Source organism: Xaviernesmea oryzae (assembly GCF_900109605.1).
Taxonomy (GTDB): Bacteria; Pseudomonadota; Alphaproteobacteria; order Rhizobiales; family Rhizobiaceae; genus Xaviernesmea; species Xaviernesmea oryzae.
In genome coordinates, this window is the sequence record NZ_FOAM01000019.1 from 13782 (window position 1) to 36638 (window position 22857).

A 22857-nucleotide genomic window follows, 5' to 3' on the forward strand; every position below is an offset into this window, starting at 1 on the left:
CGAGGGTACATCGATCAGTTCCAACGCATAGTTCAGGATATTTCGATCGCCGTTTTCGATTGATCGAGTTTTGCGGCGGCAGCTTCGAAAGCCGCGTGAAGGCGGTCGCGCAGCGTCGGCGAGGTATTGATCAGCGTCGGGCTCGGATGGGGGCAGAGTATCACCTCAATGCCGGCATCCACCAGTACCCCTTCAGCACCGCTCGCCACCGCGCCCGCCAGGATGGCGACACGTAGGTTCGGCAGCAGCGGCAGAAGGCCTGCAAGTCCCATGATGCCCTCGCGCCGCTCGCTGGCCACGATCGAGCCTCGGGTTGCGCGGACCCACGGGACTGTATTCCACAGAACGATGTCTCGGCGCGATATCCCTGCGCCAGTCAGCGCCGTGCGCAGGTTCTTCGCCGTGCCGGTCGGGTTATCGATCGAAACGAAACGCCGGCCGCGTTCGACCGGACTTGGTCCAGGCGTCTCCAAAAGGATCAGCAGTCTTGCGCTGATACCGCCATCGTATGGATCGAAGTTCGGCATATCCCGGTCGGAGTTGAGCTGAAGGTGCTCCCGGAAGGCGTTCAATGGCTGCATATGCGCGCTGTCAAGCGCGGCCAACCGCTTCTCGCGTCGATGCTCGTGCCAGAGCGTATCAGGTCCGCGATAGGTCATCGTGTCTATTCCGACAACAGGGCTTCGAACGCATCGGCCGCCTTGGAGCGATACCGCTCCTTATGCCGGAGCAGGAAGAATGGCCGCGGAAGCGGAGAAGCATTGGCCTCGACCAGCAGGCCGCTGTTGAGTTCGGTCTGGGCAGCACTTCGCGATGTCAGTGTTGCCCCCATGCCGGCCTCGACTGCGCCGAGCACGGCCTCGTTTCCGGGCAGGACAATTGCAACGTTCAACGCCTGCAGCTTCAATTTCTCTTTCGTCATCATCGTCTCGAAGGCGAGCCGTGTTCCCGATCCGGGTTCGCGAAGAACCCATGTCGCGTCTTCAAAATCGGCTTTTCCGAGCTTTTTGCCTTTGGTCCATGGATGAGTTGGCGACACGACGAGGATCATCTCATCCGTGGCGATCATGCGCGACGACAAGGCCGGTCTGTCGACCGCGCCCTCTACAACGCCGAGCTCAACCCGCCCTGCCTCAACCGCGTCGCCTACCGCCTCGGTATTGCCGATCCTGACGTCGAGACCGAGACCAGGATAGCGTGTGTGAAACTTCGCTAGCCTGGAGGGCAGCCAATAGGCACCAACAGTCTGGCTCGCCATAATCGACAATTCCCCGCGCAAAAGTCCGGCAAGGTCGCTTAGCGCAGACTCGGCGGCTTTCGCTTCAGCCAAGACCTGAAGTGCATGCTCGAGAAAGATCGTTCCGGTTTGGTTTAGGACGATAGAACGACCGATCCGGTCGAACAAAGCCACGCCGTGCCGTTCCTCAAGCGCGATGACCGCAGCACTGACGGCCGACTGCGTCATATTCATCGCTTTGGCAGCCTTGGTGATGTGCTGTTGGCGGGCGACTTCGGCGAAGATGCGCAATTGGTCGAGGGTCATGAGGATAGCAACCTTGAATCTGCTCCGAGTTATAATCGATTTATCCGAATGTTCGTAGCAAAATTATGCGATGGAACTGATGCAGAATGGCGCTAGTTTTCTCTTACCAGATACGGAGGAAATACCATGCTGAAATCCATCATCACCGGCGCGGTGATGCTTGTCGCCACGACAGCACCAACGCTTGCCGCCGATATCCACGTCTATGGTCCCGGTGGACCACTCCCTGCCATGAAGGAGGCGGCAGCCGCCTTCGAGAAAAGCTCCGGCAACACGGTGATCGTTACCGCCGGCCCAACGCCGCAATGGATCGGCAAGGCTAAAGACAATGCCGACCTGATCTTCAGCGGCTCAGAGACGATGATGTCGGATTTCGTGAAGGCGATGGACGGCCAGATCAAGGACGCCGATGTCGTACCGCTCTACGTGCGTCCTTCCGCTATCCTGGTGCGTCCGGGGAACCCGGAGAAGATCACCGGCCTCGCTGATCTGTTCAAGCCCGGCCACAAAGTGCTTGTCGTCAATGGTGCCGGGCAGAACGGTCTTTGGGAAGACATGGCCGGACGAACCGGCGACATTGAAAAGGTGAAAGCTCTTCGCGCCAATATCAAGACCTTTGCCGCCAACAGTGCCGAAGCCAAAAAAGCCTGGACCGAGGACAAGTCCTTCGATGCCTGGATCATCTGGAATATCTGGCAGGTCGCCAATCCAAAACTCGCAGATGTCGTCGAGGTCGAACCGGACTATCGCATCTACCGAGACACCGGGATCGTGCTGACCGAGCGCGGAGGCAAGAATGCCGACGCCAAAGCGTTTTCGCAATTCCTTCAGGGCCCTGAGGCCAAGGCGATTTTTGCCAAGGCCGGCTGGACCACGCCCTCGAAATAACCCTATACCGTCTCAGGAAAGATAACGACCATGCAATCCACTCCCAAAAAGATCGCTGTGACCGGTGCTGCCGGCCAGATCTGCTATTCCCTGCTGTTTCGGCTGGCGAATGGTGACCTTTATGGCAAGTCGCAGCCGATCGAACTTCGACTTCTCGATCTGCCTCAAGCCCAGGACGCCGTACGCGGCGTCGTCATGGAACTGGAAGACTGCGCCTTTCCGCTGCTGCACAACATCGTCATGACGGATGATCCCCGCCAGGCGTTCGAAGGTGTCGATGCGGCGTTCCTCGTCGGCTCCAGACCGCGATCAAAGGGTATGGAACGGCGGGACCTGCTTGCTGCGAATGCAGAGATCTTCAAGGTGCAGGGCAGGGCGATCAACGAAGTCGCCGGACGCCGGGCCAAAATTTTGGTGGTTGGCAACCCTGCCAACACCAACGCTTCCATCCTGATCGCCAATGCTCCGGACTTTAACCCAAGGCAGGTCAGCTCGATGATCCGGCTTGATCACAACAGGGCGTTGACCCAACTGGCGCGCAAGGCCGCCTGTGGCGTCGGCGACATCGACAAGCTCGTTGTGTGGGGCAATCACTCGCCGACCATGTTTGCCGACTGGACCTATGCAACGGCTGCCGGAAGGCCCTTATCCGAGACCATCGCCGACGACCATTGGTACAAGGAGGTGCTGATCCCTGAGATCGCAAGGCGTGGCACCGCCATCATAGAGGCGCGCGGCGCGTCGTCCGCGGCATCCGCCGCCAATGCAGCGATCGATCAGATGCGTGATTGGATGCATGGCACGGATGGGCGCTGGACATCGATGGCTGTTATATCGCAGGGGCAGTATGGCATACCGGAGGGTCTGGTGTGTGGCGTACCTGTGATGTGCGAGGACGGTGATTATAGCGTCGTTGAAGGTCTCGATCTGGACGGGTTTCAGAAGAGTAAGCTGGACAAAACGATAGAAGAGCTTGTCGGAGAGCGCGACGCCTTATCCTGATATGGTGGGATGGGGAGGCTGGCACAGAACCTGTGCGGAGATTGCACGCCTGTTCTCCGCAAAATTTCTGAGAATAGGCGCCAGCCTCCGAAGAGGCGAATGCCGCCACGACGATCAGCGAGCTGCAGCTTGACGGGCTGGTTCAATTTTATCTTTCATAATCCGCTTCGACCGCCGAATGGGAAGGACGAAGCCCTCATCCAGATAGGCGTCGTCGGGGATGAAGCGCTCGAACAAGCGTATCCGGCTGGAAACCGACATAGTCGGTAGAACTGCGATCAAATCTTGTCGCCAAGGCCATTTCGGCGGATTGTTCGTCGCCAGGATGTTCGCCACTGTACCGATAGAACGATTGATTATCTGTTCAAAGTATTGCGCTTCAATGGTCACCGGCACCTTGGATGCCCGCCGCAGGTCATAAGCGCAAGAGGTGCAGACATGCTGGCCGACAAGCCGTGGCTGAGCGAAGGCAGTAATTCCGCGGTGGCACGATGGGCAACGGTCGCGTAATCCGCACCTGTGGATAAAGCAGGAGATTCTAGTCGAGTGTCGCCATCCCCTCCGAAAATATGGGGGCTGATCAGAATCGAGGCACGCAGGACAGAATTGCAGCCACGTCGAAGCAGCACGACGGGCTTTGATGACCAGTGGTAGCGGCATGTGTCTGTAATCACATGGCTGCAAGGCCATTGACGACAATCGGTCTCTCGGAATTCCAGATCCCTCCGAGAGCTGGTCCAAGACATCGTCCTGAAGTTTTAAATCGAACCTGGCAGACCACATTCTGTGGCGCAGTCCAAGAACGCGCGCAAAATCTCGCGGTGCTACGCCATTGGCAGAAGCGATCCGATGTAACCAGCTCGACAGGAGTTCGTCGGCGTGTGGTTCTACTTTAACCGGCCACCGTTCATACACAACGTCCCGGTAGCGCTCCTGCGGAATGACCACCATCAGTGACGGCCCAAGCAGGCTCAAAGAAGCGCCTCACGAATGGGCCCATGCCGTCTTTTGGACAGCGGAATGTACCGCAGGTTATCGATGGAGGATCTGGTGATACGTTCGTCTCCCTCCTGGATTGCTGCAATCGCGGCCTTGGTCAGGATCGCGACGATCTCTCCGATCAGCCCCTCGGAAAGACCAAGAATGTGTCGGGCCTTTCGCTCCGCCGACAGATCCGAGCTGCGTGCGAGGGGCAAGGCGGCCTCGAGACTGTCCAACAATGACAGGTAGGCCTCATCGTACGACCAGCGCGGAATCGGAAAGAGTTCGAACCGACTCGCCATCTCGCTGGTTGCACATATGTAGTCGTAAACCGTGACCTCTCCGACCAGAACCGGCGAGATATCGTATTGCCGACCAATGCGACGCAGAAATGCGAAGACTGCTTCAACGTCACGCGGCCGGCCCCTAAGCGCGTTGTGGAATTCGTCAAAGATTAGGACCTTCGGCCTGAGCGCCGCAAGGAGATGGTCGAGCTGCTCCGCTTTGCGTCCGACAGTCCACACATCGCCGCCCGGCGCGTTGAGCGCGTGGAGAATGCTGGCGTAAAAATGGCCAAGTCCTGCACCTTCCCGGGTCTGGACGATCCAGACCTTCTGGTCTGCGGAGGCCTTCAGGCAATCCACGGCAAATCGTTCGACGATCATCGTCTTGCCATTGGCGTAAGGCCCGACAATCATCAGCCCTTGCGTGCGCAGTGAAGGAGGGCGTGACAACAAATCCGATAGCCGCTGATGGCTTTCGATCGCAGCTTGATGCCCGATCCACCTCGGAGCTCGGATATACGCGATCCGCTCCTCAATGGTGCGGTCGAGATAGGGGCGAACATGTTCGAAGAGGTGATCTTCCATAGCCGACTACCAGTCTTCGACCTGTAGTCGGGCCTTTGGCCGCTCTTGCTGGATCGTTTGTATCGGAACTGATTCCGATGTTTCAGCCATTCGTTTTTCCGCGGGCGCGGCATAAATGCCCCGCGCCGCATTGCGCAGCCGGCGCTTTGAAAGCCCGGCGGTGTTTGCAATCGTGGTCATTTCCCGGCGCAGCGAGACGATCTCGACGCTGGATCGGCCGCTCAAGTCGCGCCTCCGTGCCCTTTCGGCCCGATGCTCCCACAGTGTGATACTGGCGACCACGCCATCTCGCCGCTCCACTGCCCGAAACACTTGTGTTTCGGGGTCGCGAACAAAGATCTGGCTTATATTGCGGGGATCGTATCGCACTTCGAGCTTACTGAGCCGATCTCGTTCCGGCACCAGCCTGCCAATCCAACTCGAATAGTAGTGCAGCGCGAACAGACTGATCCCTTGAGGCGACAATTGCCTCTGACCGGCCGGCAAGAAGGAGAGCAGCACATGGTGCTGGTCGTCGATGATATGAGGGTGGCCTGACGCACGCTGCTCCCACTCCTTGACGGGAATGTTCAGCGTTTTCGGATTTTGATGGCGATTATGATCCAGGATCGCCAGGACCACGCACCGCTCCAATTCGGAAAATGAGAGGCGGGCACGGTGTTCGGCAGGATATTCGTCACGAGCTGCCACGGAACGTTTCGTGGTGCCCGGTAATGTTGCCAACACACCGTTCAGCTTTCCTAGAAGCCGTTCCACGACGCCGCCGTGGTGAACCCGAGCGCGATCCCGATATCGAATGCGGATCCCGTATTCGTCGCAGCCTCGCTGAAAAGCATGCCCCTTGAACTCCATCGCCGAGTCGGCCACAAGCAGCCGGGGCCTTCCATACATTGGCCAGTCATGGCGAATATCGCGCGATGCGAGCCAGCCATCCTTGGGGCAAATCGCCTGCGCAAGGCAAAGCGCCACCGACAGCACCGAGGGTTTTTCCAGCGATAGGCAAAAGCCCAGGATGGCACGGGTGGCAACGTCGGTCACCAGTGTCAGATACGCCCGCCCGACGAAAACCCCGGCCCCATCGATGACCTCGACGAAATTTACATCCGTCGGCGTGTGGTCGATCTGGCAGACATCTAATGGGTTTGTTGCATGGATGTATCCAGGCCGTGGCTTCAGCCGCAACAAATGTTTCGGATTGGCCGAGCGCTTCCTCGCGATCGTTTCGGCTGAAAACAATTCAGGGATCCTGCGCGCGACAGTGACATACGATGGCTGGGACAGGCCTGCCTCCTCGCAGCGCGCGCGGATTTCGGCGACGACCGGAGCCAATGGCGGCGCTTCGAGGGTGAGCCACTGCTCCTGCAAAGTTCTCGCAACGATAGCTTCGACGTCCGCCGAGATCCGCTTTCGCCGGGGGCCGGATGTGCGCGGCAGGAGCGCGGTCACCGTTCTGTCGGTTCGATATCGGGCCAAGAGATTGTATATTTGTCGGGACGACAGCCTCAATTCCGCAGCAGCGCGGTCAATGGCCGATTTGCGCGAACCGTATCCTTCCAGGATGCGATCCAGTTGGTCCGCGAGCCTGCGCGCAGCCGCCCAATCGGCTTCAGTAGATTCACGGGCAGGTGTCGATCGGCAATATTGAAATGGATTTGGCACATCTGGCCTCATCGAAATCGTTAGCGATAATCGTTCCTACCAATAACGCCTAACTCTAACAGCCTAATGACGATTTCCAGTTTGAAACCTCAAAGTAAAAGCCACAGCCGGTATCGCGCTTACCCGCCTCGACGAGCGTATTGCTCGGTCTACGGTGGGAAGCGGCTGGATCGAACGATCCAATTTCACTGACGCCTGGGCCTCGCTCTGGATCGACGGCGAATTGGTGCATCTCGAAGACCTCGTCCTCCACGACGCCTTGCGCGACACCCGCACCCCCACCCACGAACTCACCATCGCGCGCGACGTGCTGCGCACCCGCCGGCGCATTGCCGCGCAGTCGCCGGACTGGGCCTTGTCCGCAGAGGGGATCCGGACCTTGCGGCAAACGTCGGACATCAACCCGGTCGACGCTGAGGCAGGGGAGCCGGCCGGCGTCGTTCGACCCGAGGTCGTCATCGATCCGGAAGGGGAGGGGGATGATGGTGATGACGCGGAGAACCTACCGGGCGTCGACTACGCCGCCATCGATGCGGTGCTGGCCCGATCGGAGGCGGCGATCGAGAGCGCGACGCGGCCTGGCCGGGCCGGCGGCAATCGCGCGGCGGAAAAAGATCCGCTCGTTTATGAGCTCGACTGGGACGAGGATGCCCGGCTCGACGAATGGCGCGGCGTCCTGCGCCAGGCCGAACACCTGCCCGCCATGCTGCAGGCGATTGTCGCCCTCGATGCCTGGAACGAGCTTTCCGTGCTTCAGCATGCCCCGTGGCTCGGCCGGTTGTTTGCCGCCTCAATCCTGCGGGAAGCCGGCATCACCACCGGCGCCCATCTCGCAGCCATCAACCTTGGCCTCAAAACCATTCCGGTCGATCGGCGCCGCCACCGCGATCGCGAAACCCGTCTGCTCGCCATCGCCAACGGCCTGATCGCTGCGGCCGAGATCGGCATGAAAGAACATGACAGGCTGGTTTTGGCGCGGACCCTGTTCGAGCGGAAACTAGAGGGGCGGCGGACGTCGTCAAAGCTGCCAGAACTGGTCGAGCTGGTGATGGCGCGTCCCCTTGTGTCGGCTGGGATGGTCGCTAAAACGCTGGAGGTGACGCCGCAGGCGGCGCGGCGGATCGTGTTGGAACTCGGCCTCAGGGAGATGACGGGGAGGGGGAGGTTTCGGGCGTGGGGTATACTCTAGCGATTAAAACATGAAAATCGCGAATGCTCCAAGGCAGCACCCGTTTCGTCGGCGAGTAAAGATGGTGAACAAGCGGAGCTTTCTTGAACGCTATGCTTGTGCGTACATTGATTATGGATTTATTTAAAGGCGTGTGAGGAGACGCTTCTTGAGTGGGCAAATCAACGATTTCAACGCCGCGCCCGCAGCCGCCGGATATCTGTATCAGGCGAGGCTAGCTCTCCTTCTTTGCATCCCGCATCTAAACGCAGGCACGGAGCTCGAAGTTGCGATCGAGAAATTGGACGACGTTTCGTTCGAACGCAACGGCGAACCTAAGGAATTGCTCCAGGCAAAACATCATATTAAACGCGTCGCGAATCTTTCGGACACCAGTGCGGACATCTGGAAGACTCTGAGGATTTGGTCTGAGCAGGCCCTCGCTGACCCATCATTGCCATCACGAGCAAAAATGGTTCTCGTGACTACCGGAAGAATTCCTGATGGAGCGGCGGCTTCGTTGCTGCGCCCGCCAACCGAAGGCCGAGGAAAATCCAGGGATCCAAAGACTGCAGCCGAGTTGCTCTCCGCAGCGGCCCTTCGATCGGATAACAAGGAGCTGAAACCGGCATTCGCGGCATTCCTCGCACTGCCCGAGCGAATGCGCGCGTCTCTGCTTAGCGCGGTTGAGATTGTGGACAACCAGCCTTTGCTCGGGGAGCTCGAGGCCGAACTGGAGCACGGACTACGTTTGGTTGCGCCGCCCGGGAAAGCGAAGCTGGCGAGAGAAATGCTTGAAGGCTGGTGGTGGCCGCGCATTTGCGCAGCCCTGTCGGCCAAAACGGTCCAGTCGATTCCTCTTGGCCAGATTGAGGCCAAGCTAGACGATATCCGAGACGCCTTGAAGCGCGATGCGCTTTTTGCGGAGTTTGAACATGCAGAACCACCGGCGCGCGCGAGTGAGGAGTACGACAGTTTCATTTTCATCCGACAGCTTCAGATCATTGGTATTGGCGGTAACCGCATAGGTTATGCCAAACGCGATTTTTACCGGGCATTCGTACAGCGATCAAAGTGGACCCGCGAACACACCGTCCTCGATGACGAGTTGGAAAAGTTCGAAAGAATACTTGTTGAAGAATGGGAGCCGAGATACGCGGCAATGTGCGACACCACCGCAGAAGCTGCCGGCGATAGTCCTGAGCTGGCTTCAGTGGGACGGGAAATCTACGATTGGGTAGAGATGGAAGCTAGATTTCCGTTGCGCACGCTTACTTCAAAGTCCCTGAATGTCGGTTCCTATCATATGTTGGCCAACACCCTGCGTGTTGGCTGGCACCGCGAGTACAAGCATCTTTGCCATGAAGAGGAAGAAGCGTGAGCCGGGAGATTTCGTGGTCTGCTCGCCCTCCAGAGGAAGCCGCGTATTTCAACCCGGCCTTTTGTGGCGAGCTGATCAGTCGCAGCATCCGAGACTTTATGGAGACGCGTGGTAAGCCGCTCCCTCTTGCACTAGCCTTCCTCATTCTTCCCCTCGTGATGCATCCCGGTACTCGGCGAGCATTACCAAGCAAGGCGAATACAACATTCGAATCTTGGTGCGCCAATAACCAAGAAATCTTGGTGGGTGTGCCTGATCGGGTACTTTCCTTGCGCCCTGTAACGCGCGAAGCGCTTCTCTTTCTTGCGCAGCTAGAGGCAATCACGGTCACGAAGGACGGACTACTGCTCGGACCGAAGACAATTAAGATGCCGGCGAAGCCGAAAAATACGACAACCGAGGTCGATGAGACCAGGAGACGTGCTGCTCTTGTAGGTCGCTGGTTTGCATCCCAGCCAGCTGTGGCGCCCGTGCTCCAGGCGATGGGAGTAACGCTTTGAGCATTCAAGTAAGAGGTATTGCGATCTATTCGAGAAGCGGCGAGAAGCGAGAAACTCGTTTTAAACTGAATTCTCTAAATGTCGTGACAGGTGCTTCGAAGACGGGCAAATCCGCCCTGCTCGATATTGTGGACTTCTGCTGGGGCCGAGATGAATGCACTGTGCCACGAGGTGAGATCCGAAATGGCGTCTCTTGGTTCGCGGTCCTATTCGACAATGCCGGCGAGGGTATCCTTGTCGCGCGGCATAATCCGGGACCATCCGGCAATGACGGCGACGAAATCTACTTCGAGCGAAATGTTGAAGAGTTCCCAGACGCGCCAACGGAATTCGTGAAAAACATGACCGCCGCTGCTCTCCGGAGCAAGTTCAGCGGAATTCTGGGGATCGCGGAAAATCTCTCCGATCCGGAACCGGCAGCAAACAGGCGGCAGGTCGAGGCGTCAGCCGGCCAAGCGATATTCTTTTCGCTGCAAGCACAAGATGAAATTGCCAGTCGGCGTCTCCTGTTTCACAGGCAGGGCGAAACAGGGATCGCGCAGGCGATACGCGACACATTCCCGTATTTCCTTGGGGCGATGGGGGAGGACTATTTTCTTAAAAAGAAGCGTCTGGATGATGCAAAATTTAGGCTGAGAAAGCTCGAGCGTGAACTTACCGAAGCACGAGCTCTCGCAAACGAAGCGTCAGGCACCGCCATCTCGCTCGTTTCGGAAGCGCGACGTGTTGGGTTGCTGGACTCAAATGCGTTTGCAGAGACGCCTGACGCCGCGAGAGAAATGCTGCGACAGGCGGCGATACCCCGATCGCTTTCCTATGCCACACTCGCCAATCCGGAGGCAGATCTTGCCGATCTAGAGGATCGTCGACGACAGTTGCGGTCAGAACTTCAAGAAATTAGGGAGGAGATAAAGCAGTTGAATCGGCTCGTCAGCGATGCGTCGGCATTCGAACGAGAGGCTGACGAACAGCGTGTTCGCTTGGCATCCATCGAACTTTTGGTCACGGCTGACGGGTCACACGATACCTGCCCTCTCTGCGAAAGCCATCTCAAGACACCGGTGCCAACCGTTGATGACATGAGGCGGTCACTGTCGGGTCTCGAACTTCAGTTACGGTCGGTTCGCAAGGACAGCCCGCGAGTTCAGGCGCGTATCAGCGATCTTGAAGCGATGCGAACGCAACGAGAGGTCGAGCTGGAAACCGTACAGACTGATATCACTACCAGAATTGCTGAAAATGAGCGCCTACGAATAGAGCAAGATCAATTTACGGAGCAGGCGCGCGTTGCCGGTCGCATCAGTTATTATCTCGATAATGTTCGGATAGTTGCAGAAGACAATGGGCTTCGGCTGCGTGTAGCCAGAGTTCAAGCGGAGGTCGACGCGCTCAATGCCGAACTTGACCAAGACGCTTTGAATGAGCGAGTGAGCAGTGCGATCAGTGTTGTGGGCCGCGATCTCACAACGTTTGCCACTGCCCTTCGTCTGGAGCACGGCGAGAATTCTTTGCGAATCGATCTGCGCAATCTCACCGTTGTCGCCGATACGATTCACGGTCCACTGCCTCTGGCGCAAATTGGCAGCGGTGAAAATTGGGTTGGGTACCATGTTGCCGCTCATTTAGCGTTACATCGTCTCTTCCGCGCTCGGGCAAGACCAGTTCCCGCCTTTCTGATGTTGGATCAGCCTTCCCAGGCTCACTATCCACCAGAGCGTGACTTAGGGCAGATTTCAGGTAGCGAAGACGAGGACCAGGTCGCCGTCGCGCGGCTCTATCGCGTGCTGTATGACTACTGCGCCGACCCAAACCAAAATATGCAGATCATTGTCGCGGACCATGTTGAGCTCCTCGATGAATGGTTCCGGTCAATTATTGCTGAACGCTGGCGTGACGGTATCAAGTTGGTTCCGTTGTCCTGGTCCACGACCAGCGAGGATCAATGACAAGTTCGATCAAATAGATCGATATCACATTAGCGCAGCAGCTCTGGCAGATCGTAAAGGAGCCTGAGCGCTTCGGGCCAGCCCGCATCGGAGAACAGCCGAAGGATCTCGACGAGTGCGGCGCGGCGGGCGTCATTCTCGAAGAGAGAGCGGTGATCCGCGATATAGCGCGTGATGATCTGAACTATGATTCCGGTAGCCAGGCTCTCGTGGTGATAGCCCTCCCGCCTTCCGGCGCCAACCAATAAGCCATATAGCGCATCGAAGACGCCTGCGGGATTGCCGGGGATGAGGTATTCATAAAGTTCGACCAGATAATGCTGGGTCGAGGGCTCGTAGGAATTCGCGAGCAGGTTCAGCATCGGCTGGTAGTCGCGCATGAACCGCTGCATCGCATCTGCACTTTCGAGGCCGCCATTCGGTTCGCCGCTATCAGTGTGAGCCCCGGAACCGAAATAGAGCTGGCTCATCAGATGATGTATCACATCCTCGGCCGCGCGGTATGTCGCTATCCCGGCCTCTCGATCGGCGCCCTCAACACGCTCTATCATCACCGCAGTGTGGCTCTGCGCAGCGGCAGCTGAGCATGTTTCGAGAATAGCCATAGCCGCTTGCTGTGCGCGATCGGTGAGGGCCGGGTCGTGATCCTCGCCTGCGGCATATCGAGCGAAAAACGCTTCGCGCAGCGGCGAGAGGAAAGCCATCATCAGGCCGCGATTGGCAGCAGGGTCGGTCGTCCAATCAGTCAGCCAGCCCAACGCTTTCGGCCGTTCCTGTCGAACCCAAAGCTGAGCAGCAAGCCCGCCAAGCATTTCAGACAATTGATCGCGGCTGGATTCGTTTTGACGCTCAAAGCCATGACGTCGGGAAAGTGCGATCTCGATAGTCATTTCGCAGCGTTCCACTTCATGCCAAGTAAAACGATACAGGACATTACCCAGGAAGAACGCGAGAACCTCGAGATTTGGCTCGTCGCGCGCAACGCGCTCTGCGAGCGCCCACATCCTCTCCGGCGCGATCCGGCTTAAGACCTGAAGGTTCTGAGCGGCCTGGAGCCGGACCGACGGGATAGGGTCTGCCAGAATTGCATCGAACATATCGACGATTTCGGGGTGCGCTTCGCCGAATTTGTCCGCCAGACTCACGTAGGCGTTCGCCGCATAGACCCGCACCTCCCAATTGCCCCAACTATTAGCGGAATTCCCGGATTCCCGGAGTTCCGGGTAACGGCTTGCCCAGAGGCGGCGAAGCACGGACAGGAAAGCCTCTATCGACGGCAACCCTTCGGCGCCGGGGGTATAGGCGTTGCTGCCCGCGATGCGTTCGGCAGCATTACTGATGTGGCCCCATACGGGCTGTTCCGTTTTCTCGTGCAGGAAAGCCGCATTGGCGTCGTACATGACGATTGCGGCTTCCGTTGCTGCCCATAACGCGGCAAGCGCGGCGGCATCGCTGGTCGATGGTGTCCGGTTGACAAGATCATGCAGCGCCTCCGACTGAGCGACCATCTGTGCGTCGGGGCCTTCGTCAACATTCACGCCATCCCGGGCGAGGATACGGCGAGTGATGCCGGTTGAAGAGCCGGAGGTGATGGTCATGGAGCGAAGTGGGGCATTTCCGTTGAGTTGGTTTGCATCGGCCAGTTCCGTTCGCAGCGAGCGCATCGCGTCCGTTGCGAGCAACGTTTCGTCGACGGATGAGAGAAACCGGCTCAACGCATGTGTCCACCAGCGCTGCTGCCGTTCCTCGGTGAATAGATCCGGGCGCGTCGCTTCGGTCTCAAAGGCTCGGCGGTCCTCGACCGGACGGGACGGATATGCGGCGGCAAGAAAGCGAACGGCATCACGAATCGTGTCCTGATGGGCAAGAACCGTCACGTTGCTCGCAAAGGGCCATAGCTCGTTCGCAACGTCCGCGACGCGCTCTGTGCCGACCCCGAGGAGCCGAGCCCACACTGCGGAGCTGGAGTAGCTGGAGGCAGCCGCTTCGATGCTCTCGACAAACGCTGCAGGCGTACAAGTGCGTAGGAAGACAACGTAGTGTGCCAGCGGATTATGATCCGGGTTACCGTGGGTTTGATCCGGGTCGTCCCACGCATTCAAAGCGTACTCATTACCGAGAAGATCGAAGGAAATGCCTTCCGAAATGCTCACCCTTTCGCACTCATCGCCGTAGGGTTTGTCACGATCGATGCTGCCGACCGCGGCCTCGATCACGAGGCGGGTGCCGAGCCGTGGCGACATCTCCAGAAGTCGGCCGAGGCGCCGGGCGAGATGGTATCGGCAGTGTTGATAGTCCTGGCGGCGATTGGATGCGAGGGGCAGGATTCTGCTCGGCCGTCCTCCGAAATGCGACACGCTTTGATCGGAGATGTCGCGCATATAGAGCACGCGATAAATCTCGATTGCGAACTCCCCATCCGAGCGGGCGATCGGCATGATCTGCTCGGCAAGCCATGGGGCTTCTTCATCGGCATGATCTGAAAACCTCGGATCGCGCAAAATTCGGTCGAGGAGGGAACGCGACGCTGCGGGATCAGAGGCGAAACTCTTGCCCACGCACCGGATTGCGTTGGTAGCCGTCAGCTGCATAGGCGGGTCGGCATTCCAGGCCAGAGCCAAAAGCGCTCTTGCGGCCCGACCGAAGACGGCCAGCAATGCGGGTTCGGAGAGCTCATCCCTCTCGAACAACATCATAAGCAGCAATCGCGTAGCGTCGGAAAGATCACGAATGCCGGTCGCAATGGCAGCATCGGCAACATTCCCCCAGGCGAGCGCTTCGCCCGGGGGAATGTTGCCAACACCGCTGGGGACGGCAAGCCCGACGAACCGCGCCAGCCGCGCCATCATCGTCACCGTCGCTGCGTCGCCGGCGCGTACTGCGACGAGTTCGGTAAGGCCGGCGACGTCGGATGTGGACCTGACGTGCTCGATTGCGGTGCGGAGGGCGACGTTGGCAAGCACGGGATCGACCGTCGGACTGGCGTAGATATCCGCGACCAGGCGCCAGACCGCTCGTTTACCCTCGGCATCGTCGCGCCAAAGCCGCTCAATGGCAAAACGCAGGGCGGGGGCGAGCATCAACGCGATAGAGCTATCACCGCCGAGCTGTGCGATAAGGCTCCTCGGGTCCTCCCATTCCAGGAAGAACCGGCTAGCGACATGGTCGAAGAGCACATGGTGCGAAAAGCTGACCAGATCGCGCGTTTCGGTGAGGACGCCAGAGGCGATAACCTTGTCGACGTTATCGTGCTCAATGAACACTTTGCGGACTGCCAGGCGCCGGCGGCGCACCATGGCGTCAACCGTTGCGCCGACCGCACGGTGAAGCGGTTGACTGTCGAGCCGTCGATCCTCGTAAGCATCGATCAGGTCCGACTGGGTCGCTACCGTCCGAATACTCTCGGGGCTCGCGCCATCGGTGAGCAGTTGCGCGGCGAGCGAAAGGTTGAAGATATTGCGCAGCAGTGCGCGCAGCCGCTCGGGTGCAGCCTCGAGCAAGCTACCCAGACCGGTCGCGACCGCACCGGCCTGGTCGAGATCCCCGTCGCTGAGCCGTGGCACGTTGAAGTGCCGAACGTTGCGCAGCGTCGGGTCGGCGAATGCCGGATCGGGCGGGGAGCCGGGCAGTGCGTCGCGGAAACGCCGCCCATTTCTGAGATCGAACGTGCGGATAGAAGCCGCGATCGCCCAGGAGGAATTCTGCGCTGCCATCGTCTCGATCAACTGCGCAAAGACAGCTTCGGCGGGTCCACCTCGCGCCGCATCGAGCGCATCGATAACGAGCAATTTCTGACCTGCCCCCGGTGCGGCGGCCAGTACCTCGGCCAATGGGCGAGCGAGCTGAAGATCGGATTGAAGATCGGCGGCAATCGCAACGCCCGGAAATTGATCGACCGAGAGAAACACCACGGTCTCGCCGGCGGCACGGCGCGCTTGTGCCAACGCCACGAGGGCGCCGGTCTTTCCCGCACCGGGCTCGCCGATCACGATCAGCGAACCGGTCGCGATCGCCGCCGCCATCGGCCCGTCGCTTTGACGAAGAACCGGTATCCCGCCCGCGATCGGCAGGCGGGTATGGCCAGCCAACCGCGTAAGTTCCTGATCGGTGGCCGTAGCGAGGCGAGCGAGATCGGCATCGTAACCAGGAGCCCCGGTGTCATTGTGCCCTAGGGCGCGAAGCGCACGCAAAAGCCCTTCTCGATCCGCTGGCGCGCCACTGCCAATGAGGTTCCGGACAATCGTTTTAAGGTCTCGCAAGGGAGCGTCGCCTGCGGTCTCCGAGCCATAGACCCGTGACCCGAGCACACGGGAGGCCTCGCGCCAATTATCTTCGCCCTCGTCCATCGAGAAACGGACGATTTTGAACAGTCGCGCCATCGTCACCAGCTCATCATCGCTTGGAGGCGCTGCGGAACGCGCCGTGCAGGCGTTGCGGGCGTGGCTCTCGAAGAGATGCAGCGCGTCGGCTTCGGCCCGGCTGCGCTGCGCCCTCACGTTTGTCCAAGTGCCCCCAGTATCGAAGGCTCGGCATCCTCTCTCGAGATTATCGAGCGTGCGGGGTGCATCGGCCGCGACTGCGAGAACGGCTCGATACCGCGCGACATCGACGGCAACGCTTGTTGAACGTGCTTCGAACATGGTGCTGACGAGCTGCGCGATGGTCTTGCCGAGAGGGCTTTCAGCATCCTGCGTGAGGCCAGCGCTGGTTTTGCTCTGAAACTCGATCCGGCTACCGTCATCTTGGCCGAGTTCGATGTCATCGAGGCCTTCGCCGGTCTCGAGGCGCAAGCTGACGGGCAACACCACGTTGGCGAGGCCGAACCGGCCACCAACCGGGACACGGGCGAGGATATGGGCGGCGAGCCACGTACCGACTTCGGCCTGGAAATCCATGCCTCCCTCGGTCGCACGTCCTCCGGCCGGCCTCGATGTTCGAGTGGGTCTGCAAGCGGCCATTAGAACAGATCCTCGAATTCACGAGCGGGATTTGGTTTCTTGCTGGGGGCGATATCGGCTTTTCCGCCCAGAAGGTCACGAAGGGATTTCAGTTTTAACAGCAGCTCATCGAATGTGATGATCGTGACGCCGGCGAGACTGCTACGGTACAGCTCGAAGGCTCGCTTTCGTGGACCTTCCGGAATCATGCCCGCCAGTATCATTCCCTTGATGCCGTAGCTCTCGAGCGAGATCGGCGCGTTCTGCGCTTTGTGCCGATAGATATCGCTGCGCAATTTATCGATCTGATCGAGTACCTGGGCCACGGCGCCGACGAGCTCTGCCGATGCAGTATAAACGCCGCCCCGATATTCCCTTTTGCCGATCAGCTCCGTGCCGGGGGTTTTGATCTCGAGCAGGGCGATGCTGTCGGTCAGCTTGTTGGTGAACAGGAAATCGGCGATCTTTTCGCCGGAGCCGTTCAGCACCTTGCCACCCACATGCGCCTGGCCCTGTACCAGCAAAACCGGCACATTGAACGCCATATCGAGAATGAACGGGTTGGCTTCGAGAAGTTTCTGCCATTGGAGCTCACTCGTTCTTTCGACGAACCGCTCCTCCACACGAGCGATCAGTTCGTCGAGCGAAGCCAGCTCGATCTCGTCGTGAAGCTTTGCCAGGCCGACGCGCTGCGACTTCATCGAAGTGCGCACGGACGCCGCGGCCATATTGACCACGGCCGCCCGATCGTTTTCCGAAAGTTTGGCATCCGTGATCGTATTGCCGATCACTTCGGCGATGTCGTCGGGGGCGCGGTCGAATATTTTCACTGGGAATTTCTCGCGGTCCAGGCGAGTGAGAAGGTTGGTATATGCAGCCTGCTGCTTTTTCCTGCGCACCGAACCCTGAGCCTTCGTCTCGAAGCGGTTGGCATTCCGGCGCAGTTCATGGAAGAGCGTATAGCCGAGCTCGTAGGTCGTGCCGTCATCCGTCACGGCGACGTCCAGCTCGCGCTTGTCGGTGATCCGCAGGTTCGTGATACCATCTACTTCCGTGATGGCATTCACGATAAACGAAAGCTTGCGCTCGAGGCCGAGACCGTAATTCGGGTCTTTGACGAACCCTTTTGGCATGCCTTTGGCAAGATAGCCCTGAACATCCTCTAAGGTGCGGAAATCGCTGAAATCTTGAAAGAAATTCTCGTCCTCTATGATTTCGATCGACTCGATAGGATCATATTTCGGCATCAGGAAATATTCGGAGCCTGGCATGGTGTTGATCGGGAACAACGTGGTGGTGTGCTTGGCTGCATCGAAGCGCAAAAGCACTTGCGTCGTATTGATCTCGGTAAGGTCCGCAATCTCGATCCGCCGATCCGACGGTGTGAACGACACCTCAACGAGGCCGGGTCCCTTTCTCCATAAGAAGAGAGTTCCTTTATCGTCATCACCGAATTGGGGGCCGAAGGTTGCCATGTGCGATCCTATAAATATCGGGAAAATATAGGAGCCGTAGGTACAACCTGCAATCGGAGTGAACGGGATAGTTGAAGCAGCGAGCTAGTAAAACCGAGCTGCTGCAGACTCAGCCTTCGATCGGAGACCTGCAGGTATTCCTCGCCAACGACGGTGACGATCCGCGGCTCCGTTTCGTCGACCATTTCCAAACCGGCGGCGACGCTGTCTTGCGGTCGGCATGCAAGCTTTCGCTCGAGGGCATTGTTTCGAGGCAGGCGGATGGCCGTCCTGTTTCGGGAGAGACTTGCGCAGCTTTTGGCGAAACGACCGCGGCTGCTGGACCGCCTATCCCGGGGGGCTGGAAGCGTCTGCGGGACTTGTTTTGCAGGCCGTGGCACTGTTCGAACTGACACGTGCGGCTGGCAAATAGGCGCCGCGGCCGACCATCCGACTTCATCTGCAGCCAGCGCAGCGCATCAGCGTTATGCCGAACTTGGTGGGCGACTTACCGGAAACCTATATCTTTAGGGAACGGGTTCGGCATAGTCTCCGGCTCAGGATAGGTGCCTGACCATCATGTCGATCCGCTGGATGTAAAGGCGCCTAATATCCAATGACTTATGGCTTTTGCTCAGAGGTCGTAGGTTCGTATCCGTTCAAGAGCGTTGCTAGTGCCTACGGCGCGATGTGGTCATCCTACCAGCGCCATAAGCGCGCGAACCTCCCTGCGTCGCATGTTTCGGGTGAGACATGCGACATGCTCGACAAAAGTCTCTTCGACCTCGGTGATGGGAAGGCGCAGCACGGCGGGGTCGTCGCGCGTCACTGCCAACTCGAACATGAAGCCGATACCCAGACCCTGCAGCACAGCTTCATAGACGGCCTCGCGTTCACCAAGCCGCAGCGCCGGCTCCAGATCAAGGCCGGCCGCTTTCATGGCGCGATTGACCGCCGTCTGGGTCAGAGAGTGCTCCGTGCGGAATATCAGGGGCTGATCAGCCAGTTCATGTAGTGATACCGGTTTGCCGCGCACCGCAAGCGTATGCCTGGCAGGAACAAGCGCTATGGCGCGCTGCTCCATATATGCAACCCGATTGAGCGCCTCATCCTGTGGAACGCCGGTGAGGATAATCGCATCGCATCGCTGCTCGTAAAGCGCCGTCGTCACCTGATGCCAGTTGCCGAAGCTGGCATTGATCCTCACACCGGGATAACGACGCCGGAATTCGGAGAGAAGCGCCATGGCAGGGTTCGGCGCACCGCACATGACATTGAGCTCTCCAGTCTTCAGAGCGCTGGAGGCACTCAGGATATCGGCCGCTACTTCCTCTATGGCGTTCAACTCACGTGTTTCCTTATACAGCGATTTCGCCAGCGCCGTCATGCGTGCTCCGTCGCCGGTGCGCTCGAACAAAAGCACCCCGTAGCTCTGCTCCATCGCCTTTACTTGCGCGGTTATGGCAGGCTGGCTGAGCTCGAGGCGGCGGGCGGCCGCCGAAAAACTGCCTTCCTTTGCTACGGCATTGAAAGCTCGCAACTGGGCATAACTTAGCTTGGAGCGCATGGTGTGCGATTGCTTTTCAAAAATGGCGATCTGATAGGCGGCATAACCTAAATTTATAATGCGTCATTCAGATGTAAAATTTGTGAAATATCCCCCCGGCCATCGAATGAACCTTCAGGACTTCAACCATGGCCGGCGTAAACATCAGATCTGTCGCAAAGACATTCGGGGAAACCCATGTGCTCAAGAGCGTTGATCTGGATATCCGTGACGGCGAGTTCATCTCCTTGGTGGGGCCATCGGGCTGCGGCAAGTCCACGCTTTTGCGTATCATTGCCGGGCTGGAGCAACAGAGCGATGGCAACATTCTGCTTGATGGTACGGCCGTCGACCGGATGCGGCCGCGCGACCGCGATCTCGCCATGGTCTTTCAGTCCTACGCGCTTTATCCGCATCTGACGGTGGCAGAAAACATTGCCGTGCCGCTGGTCATGCGCCGCCTCAACACGACCGAGCGTTCGCTGGTCGGAGGACTGTTCCCGTCCGGCAGAGGAAAACGCAAGGAGATTGCCGTAGAAGTGGAAAGGGTCTGCGAGGCGCTGTCGATCTCCATGCTGAAGGACCGCAAGCCGGCGGCACTTTCCGGTGGCCAGCGTCAGCGCGTGGCGCTGGCCCGCGCCATGGTGCGCAAGCCGAGCGCCTTCCTGATGGATGAGCCACTTTCCAATCTCGACGCCAAGATGCGAGTACAGGCGCGAGGCGAGATCGCGGCACTTCACCGCCAGCTGGGCTCCACCTTCATCTATGTCACCCATGATCAGGCCGAGGCGATGACGATGTCCGATCGTATCGCGGTCATGATGGGCGGCGAAATTCTTCAGGTCGATACACCCGACCGGATTTACCAGATGCCGCAGGATTTGCGCGTCGCGGAATTCATCGGCAGCCCGAAAATTAATGTCCTGCAGGCGGTGATTTCAGAAAATGGCACCCTCTCGCTTGCCTCGCCAGTTTCCATCGGCAATCGCGTGCATGCAGCTTTTCGACCGGAAGCGGCGCGGCTAGCTGGTGGACTTGAGGCACCGCTCGGCGGCACCATCCATCACATCGAAAATCTTGGCGCCGACCTTTTCGTTCAGGTAATGACAGCGGGCGGCGATCTCGTCATCGTGCGTTGCGACCCGGCCGGCATTCGCCCGGCGATCGGTGACAAGGCCGGCATTCATGTCGACGAGACGCGCCTGCATGTCTTCGGTGCCGACAACGGACGTATCGCCGGTGCCTTCCGGCTGGAGGGTGGCCGATGAGCCTTTCCGCCAGCCAGAACCGGGCCGGCCTTGCCCTCATCGCGCCGGCTTCGGTGTTGGCCCTGCTTTTCCTTTTCGCGCCGCTATCGTCGATCTTCGTGCTGGCCTTTACCGACTACCAGCTCGGAGACCGCAGCCTGAGTTTTGTCGGCTTCGAGAATTTCGAGGCGTTGGCGGATGATCCGACCTTCTGGAAGTCCTTGAGCAACACGCTGATCTATTCGGCCGTCGTCGTGCCGGGCTCGATGCTGCTCGGCCTTGTCAGCGCGCTCCTCATCGATGCCGGAACCTCGCTGCGCTCCTTCTATCGAACCGCCTTCTTCCTGCCCGTCATGGCGAGCCTTCTTGCCATGGCCGTGGTCTGGGAATTCATGCTGCATCCGAGCTTCGGTATCGTCAACGCCACGATGAAGGCGCTGGGATTTGCCCCGCATAACTGGCTGAAGGACGGCGGGATCGCGCTCTATGTGCTCGCGGTGATCGGCATCTGGCAGAGTTTTGGTTTCAACATGGTCCTGTTCATGGCCGGCCTCTCGGCCATCCCTCGCGACCTCTATGACGCCGCCGAAATGGATGGCACACCGAATGCCTGGGCGAGGTTCAAGCTGATCACATGGCCGCTGCTGGCGCCCGTTACCGTCTTCGTCGCCGTCACCTCCGTCATTCGCTCCTTTCAGGTCTTCGACACGGTGCATGCGCTGACCCAGGGCGGCCCCAACAAGGCAACGGAAGTGCTGCTCTACACGATCTATGCCGAAGGCTTCGAGTTCTTCCGCAGCGGCCATGCAGCAGCGATCACCATCGTCTTCATCCTGCTCGTCGTCGGTGTCAGCCTGCTGCGTTTCGTGTCCCTCAAGAAGAATGGAGCAAGCGCATGATGCCCCGCTCTTTCGCCGCTTCGGCCTTTCGTCATGCCGCCCTGCTTTCGATCGCGACTTTTGCGCTTCTGCCCTTCGCGGTCATGGTTTCCACCTCGATCAAACCGGCCGACGAGATCTTTTCCGATACGGTGCGCTGGTGGCCGCAAAAGCTCGCCGTGATCGAGAATTATTCGGAAGCGTTTTCCGCAGCGCCCCTGATGCTCTATCTGGTCAACGGCGTTGTCGTCACGGCGGCGATCTTTTTCCTGCAGGTACTGGTCGCCTTGCCGGCCGCCTATGCACTCGCCAAACTGCGCTTTTTCGGCCGCCATGTCGCTTTCGGTTTCGTGCTCTTCTGCTTGCTGATCCCCTATCAGGCGATCGCCGTGCCGTTGTTCATCCTGCTTTATTATGTCGGTCTGCTCGACAGCTACAGCGCGCTCGTCCTGCCTTTCACCATCTCGGTCTTCGGCATCTTCCTTGTGCGGCAGTTCTTCATGGGCGTACCGGATGATCTGGTCGATGCCGCGCGTATGGACGGCATGTCCGAATTGTCGATCGTCTGGCGCGTCATGCTGCCTGCAGCTATCCCCGCACTCACGGCCTTCGGCGTCTTCTCGGTCGTCGCCCACTGGAACGACTATTTCTGGCCGCTGGTCGCCGTATCGAGCGACAGCTATTTCACGCCGCCGCTCGGCATCATGGCCTTTCGCAACGCCGAAGCCGGCAACGATTTCGGCCCGCTCATGGCCGCCGCGACAATCATTGTCGCTCCGCTTCTCGCCCTGTTCCTCCTGGCACAACGGCGCTTCATCGAAGGCATTGCCTTCACCGGCATCAAATAACCGCAACCCA

Annotated in this window: 16 protein-coding genes and 2 pseudogenes; 9 read left to right on the forward strand and 9 right to left on the reverse strand. The window is 58.9% G+C overall.

Going from position 1 to position 22857, the window contains the following annotated elements; translation table 11 throughout:
* Positions 1–32: 32 nt before the first annotated feature.
* Positions 33–605 carry a uracil-DNA glycosylase family protein gene (locus BMX61_RS19970; RefSeq protein WP_210186302.1) on the reverse strand — a complete coding sequence of 191 codons (573 nt, stop codon included), beginning with the start codon at positions 603–605 and terminating at the stop codon, positions 33–35.
* A 59-nt stretch (positions 606–664) separates the two neighbouring features.
* Positions 665–1543, reverse strand: a complete 879-nt coding sequence (locus BMX61_RS19975) for a LysR family transcriptional regulator (protein ID WP_075627921.1) — start codon at positions 1541–1543, stop codon at positions 665–667.
* Positions 1544–1669: 126 nt separating this feature from the next.
* Between BMX61_RS19975 and BMX61_RS19980 the strand changes: the two genes are divergently transcribed.
* A complete protein-coding gene (locus tag BMX61_RS19980) occupies positions 1670–2431 on the forward strand; it encodes a substrate-binding domain-containing protein (RefSeq protein WP_075627922.1) in 762 nt (253 codons plus the stop codon).
* A gap of 30 nt (positions 2432–2461) precedes the next feature.
* A complete protein-coding gene (locus BMX61_RS19985) occupies positions 2462–3433 on the forward strand; it encodes a malate dehydrogenase (RefSeq protein WP_075627923.1) in 972 nt (323 codons plus the stop codon).
* A gap of 114 nt (positions 3434–3547) precedes the next feature.
* On the opposite strand, the gene BMX61_RS25160 is transcribed toward BMX61_RS19985, so the two are convergent.
* The 4 genes and pseudogenes from BMX61_RS25160 to BMX61_RS20000 all read right to left on the reverse strand — a co-directional run bounded on the left by BMX61_RS25160 (position 3548) and on the right by BMX61_RS20000 (position 6942).
* Positions 3548–3823, reverse strand: coding sequence for a hypothetical protein (locus tag BMX61_RS25160; protein WP_234794761.1), 276 nt, complete (start codon positions 3821–3823; stop codon positions 3548–3550).
* A gap of 177 nt (positions 3824–4000) precedes the next feature.
* Positions 4001–4384 (reverse strand): annotated as a pseudogene (locus tag BMX61_RS25460) (TniQ family protein); the annotation flags it as partial.
* Positions 4385–4404: 20 nt separating this feature from the next.
* Positions 4405–5283, reverse strand: coding sequence for a TniB family NTP-binding protein (locus BMX61_RS19995; protein ID WP_075627925.1), 879 nt, complete (start codon positions 5281–5283; stop codon positions 4405–4407).
* A gap of 6 nt (positions 5284–5289) precedes the next feature.
* Positions 5290–6942, reverse strand: a complete 1653-nt coding sequence (locus BMX61_RS20000) for a Mu transposase C-terminal domain-containing protein (RefSeq protein WP_075627974.1) — start codon at positions 6940–6942, stop codon at positions 5290–5292.
* A 106-nt stretch (positions 6943–7048) separates the two neighbouring features.
* Between BMX61_RS20000 and BMX61_RS20005 the strand changes: the two are divergent.
* The 4 genes and pseudogenes from BMX61_RS20005 to BMX61_RS20020 all read left to right on the forward strand — a co-directional run.
* Positions 7049–8131, forward strand: a pseudogene (locus BMX61_RS20005) (RHE_PE00001 family protein); the annotation flags it as partial.
* Between the two features lie 148 nt (positions 8132–8279).
* Positions 8280–9491: an ABC-three component system protein gene (locus BMX61_RS20010; RefSeq protein WP_075627926.1), complete on the forward strand. Its 1212-nt coding sequence runs from the start codon at positions 8280–8282 to the stop codon at positions 9489–9491.
* Entirely contained in the window at positions 9488–9991 is a 504-nt protein-coding gene (locus BMX61_RS20015; RefSeq protein WP_075627927.1) for a three component ABC system middle component, read from the forward strand. Before BMX61_RS20010 ends, BMX61_RS20015 begins: the two co-directional genes overlap by 4 nt.
* Complete coding sequence (locus BMX61_RS20020; RefSeq protein WP_075627928.1) at positions 9988–11937, forward strand: DUF3732 domain-containing protein; 1950 nt, start codon at positions 9988–9990, stop codon at positions 11935–11937. The genes BMX61_RS20015 and BMX61_RS20020 overlap by 4 nt, the downstream gene beginning before the upstream one ends.
* 29 nt (positions 11938–11966) lie before the next feature.
* Here BMX61_RS20020 and BMX61_RS20025 read toward each other — a convergent pair whose 3' ends face one another.
* The 3 genes from BMX61_RS20025 to BMX61_RS20040 all read right to left on the reverse strand — a co-directional run bounded on the left by BMX61_RS20025 (position 11967) and on the right by BMX61_RS20040 (position 19895).
* Entirely contained in the window at positions 11967–16832 is a 4866-nt protein-coding gene (locus tag BMX61_RS20025) for a P-loop NTPase family protein (protein WP_223215461.1), read from the reverse strand.
* Positions 16833–16894: 62 nt separating this feature from the next.
* Positions 16895–18349: a Shedu immune nuclease family protein gene (locus BMX61_RS20030; RefSeq protein ID WP_083639452.1), complete on the reverse strand. Its 1455-nt coding sequence runs from the start codon at positions 18347–18349 to the stop codon at positions 16895–16897.
* Between the two features lie 673 nt (positions 18350–19022).
* Complete coding sequence (locus tag BMX61_RS20040; RefSeq protein WP_075627932.1) at positions 19023–19895, reverse strand: LysR substrate-binding domain-containing protein; 873 nt, start codon at positions 19893–19895, stop codon at positions 19023–19025.
* Between the two features lie 179 nt (positions 19896–20074).
* Between BMX61_RS20040 and BMX61_RS20045 the strand changes: the two genes are divergently transcribed.
* Genes BMX61_RS20045 through BMX61_RS20055 form a run of 3 tightly spaced genes read left to right on the forward strand, consistent with a single transcriptional unit; the run spans position 20075 to position 22847 of the window.
* Positions 20075–21142: an ABC transporter ATP-binding protein gene (locus BMX61_RS20045; protein WP_234794762.1), complete on the forward strand. Its 1068-nt coding sequence runs from the start codon at positions 20075–20077 to the stop codon at positions 21140–21142.
* Positions 21139–22020: a carbohydrate ABC transporter permease gene (locus BMX61_RS20050; RefSeq protein ID WP_075627934.1), complete on the forward strand. Its 882-nt coding sequence runs from the start codon at positions 21139–21141 to the stop codon at positions 22018–22020. The genes BMX61_RS20045 and BMX61_RS20050 overlap by 4 nt, the downstream gene beginning before the upstream one ends.
* Entirely contained in the window at positions 22017–22847 is an 831-nt protein-coding gene (locus BMX61_RS20055; protein ID WP_075627935.1) for a carbohydrate ABC transporter permease, read from the forward strand. Before BMX61_RS20050 ends, BMX61_RS20055 begins: the two co-directional genes overlap by 4 nt.
* The last annotated feature ends 10 nt before the right edge of the window (positions 22848–22857 follow it).

Coding starts and splice junctions, on each gene's coding strand:
- BMX61_RS19980 (WP_075627922.1), top strand. CDS start 1,670: ATGCTGAAATCCATCATCACCGGCGCGGTGATGCTTGTCGCCACGACA.
- BMX61_RS19975 (WP_075627921.1), bottom strand. CDS start 1,543: ATGACCCTCGACCAATTGCGCATCTTCGCCGAAGTCGCCCGCCAACAG.
- BMX61_RS19995 (WP_075627925.1), bottom strand. CDS start 5,283: ATGGAAGATCACCTCTTCGAACATGTTCGCCCCTATCTCGACCGCACC.
- BMX61_RS20055 (WP_075627935.1), top strand. CDS start 22,017: ATGATGCCCCGCTCTTTCGCCGCTTCGGCCTTTCGTCATGCCGCCCTG.
- BMX61_RS20050 (WP_075627934.1), top strand. CDS start 21,139: ATGAGCCTTTCCGCCAGCCAGAACCGGGCCGGCCTTGCCCTCATCGCG.
- BMX61_RS20030 (WP_083639452.1), bottom strand. CDS start 18,349: ATGGCAACCTTCGGCCCCCAATTCGGTGATGACGATAAAGGAACTCTC.
- BMX61_RS20040 (WP_075627932.1), bottom strand. CDS start 19,895: ATGCGCTCCAAGCTAAGTTATGCCCAGTTGCGAGCTTTCAATGCCGTA.
- BMX61_RS20025 (WP_223215461.1), bottom strand. CDS start 16,832: ATGGATTTCCAGGCCGAAGTCGGTACGTGGCTCGCCGCCCATATCCTC.
- BMX61_RS19985 (WP_075627923.1), top strand. CDS start 2,462: ATGCAATCCACTCCCAAAAAGATCGCTGTGACCGGTGCTGCCGGCCAG.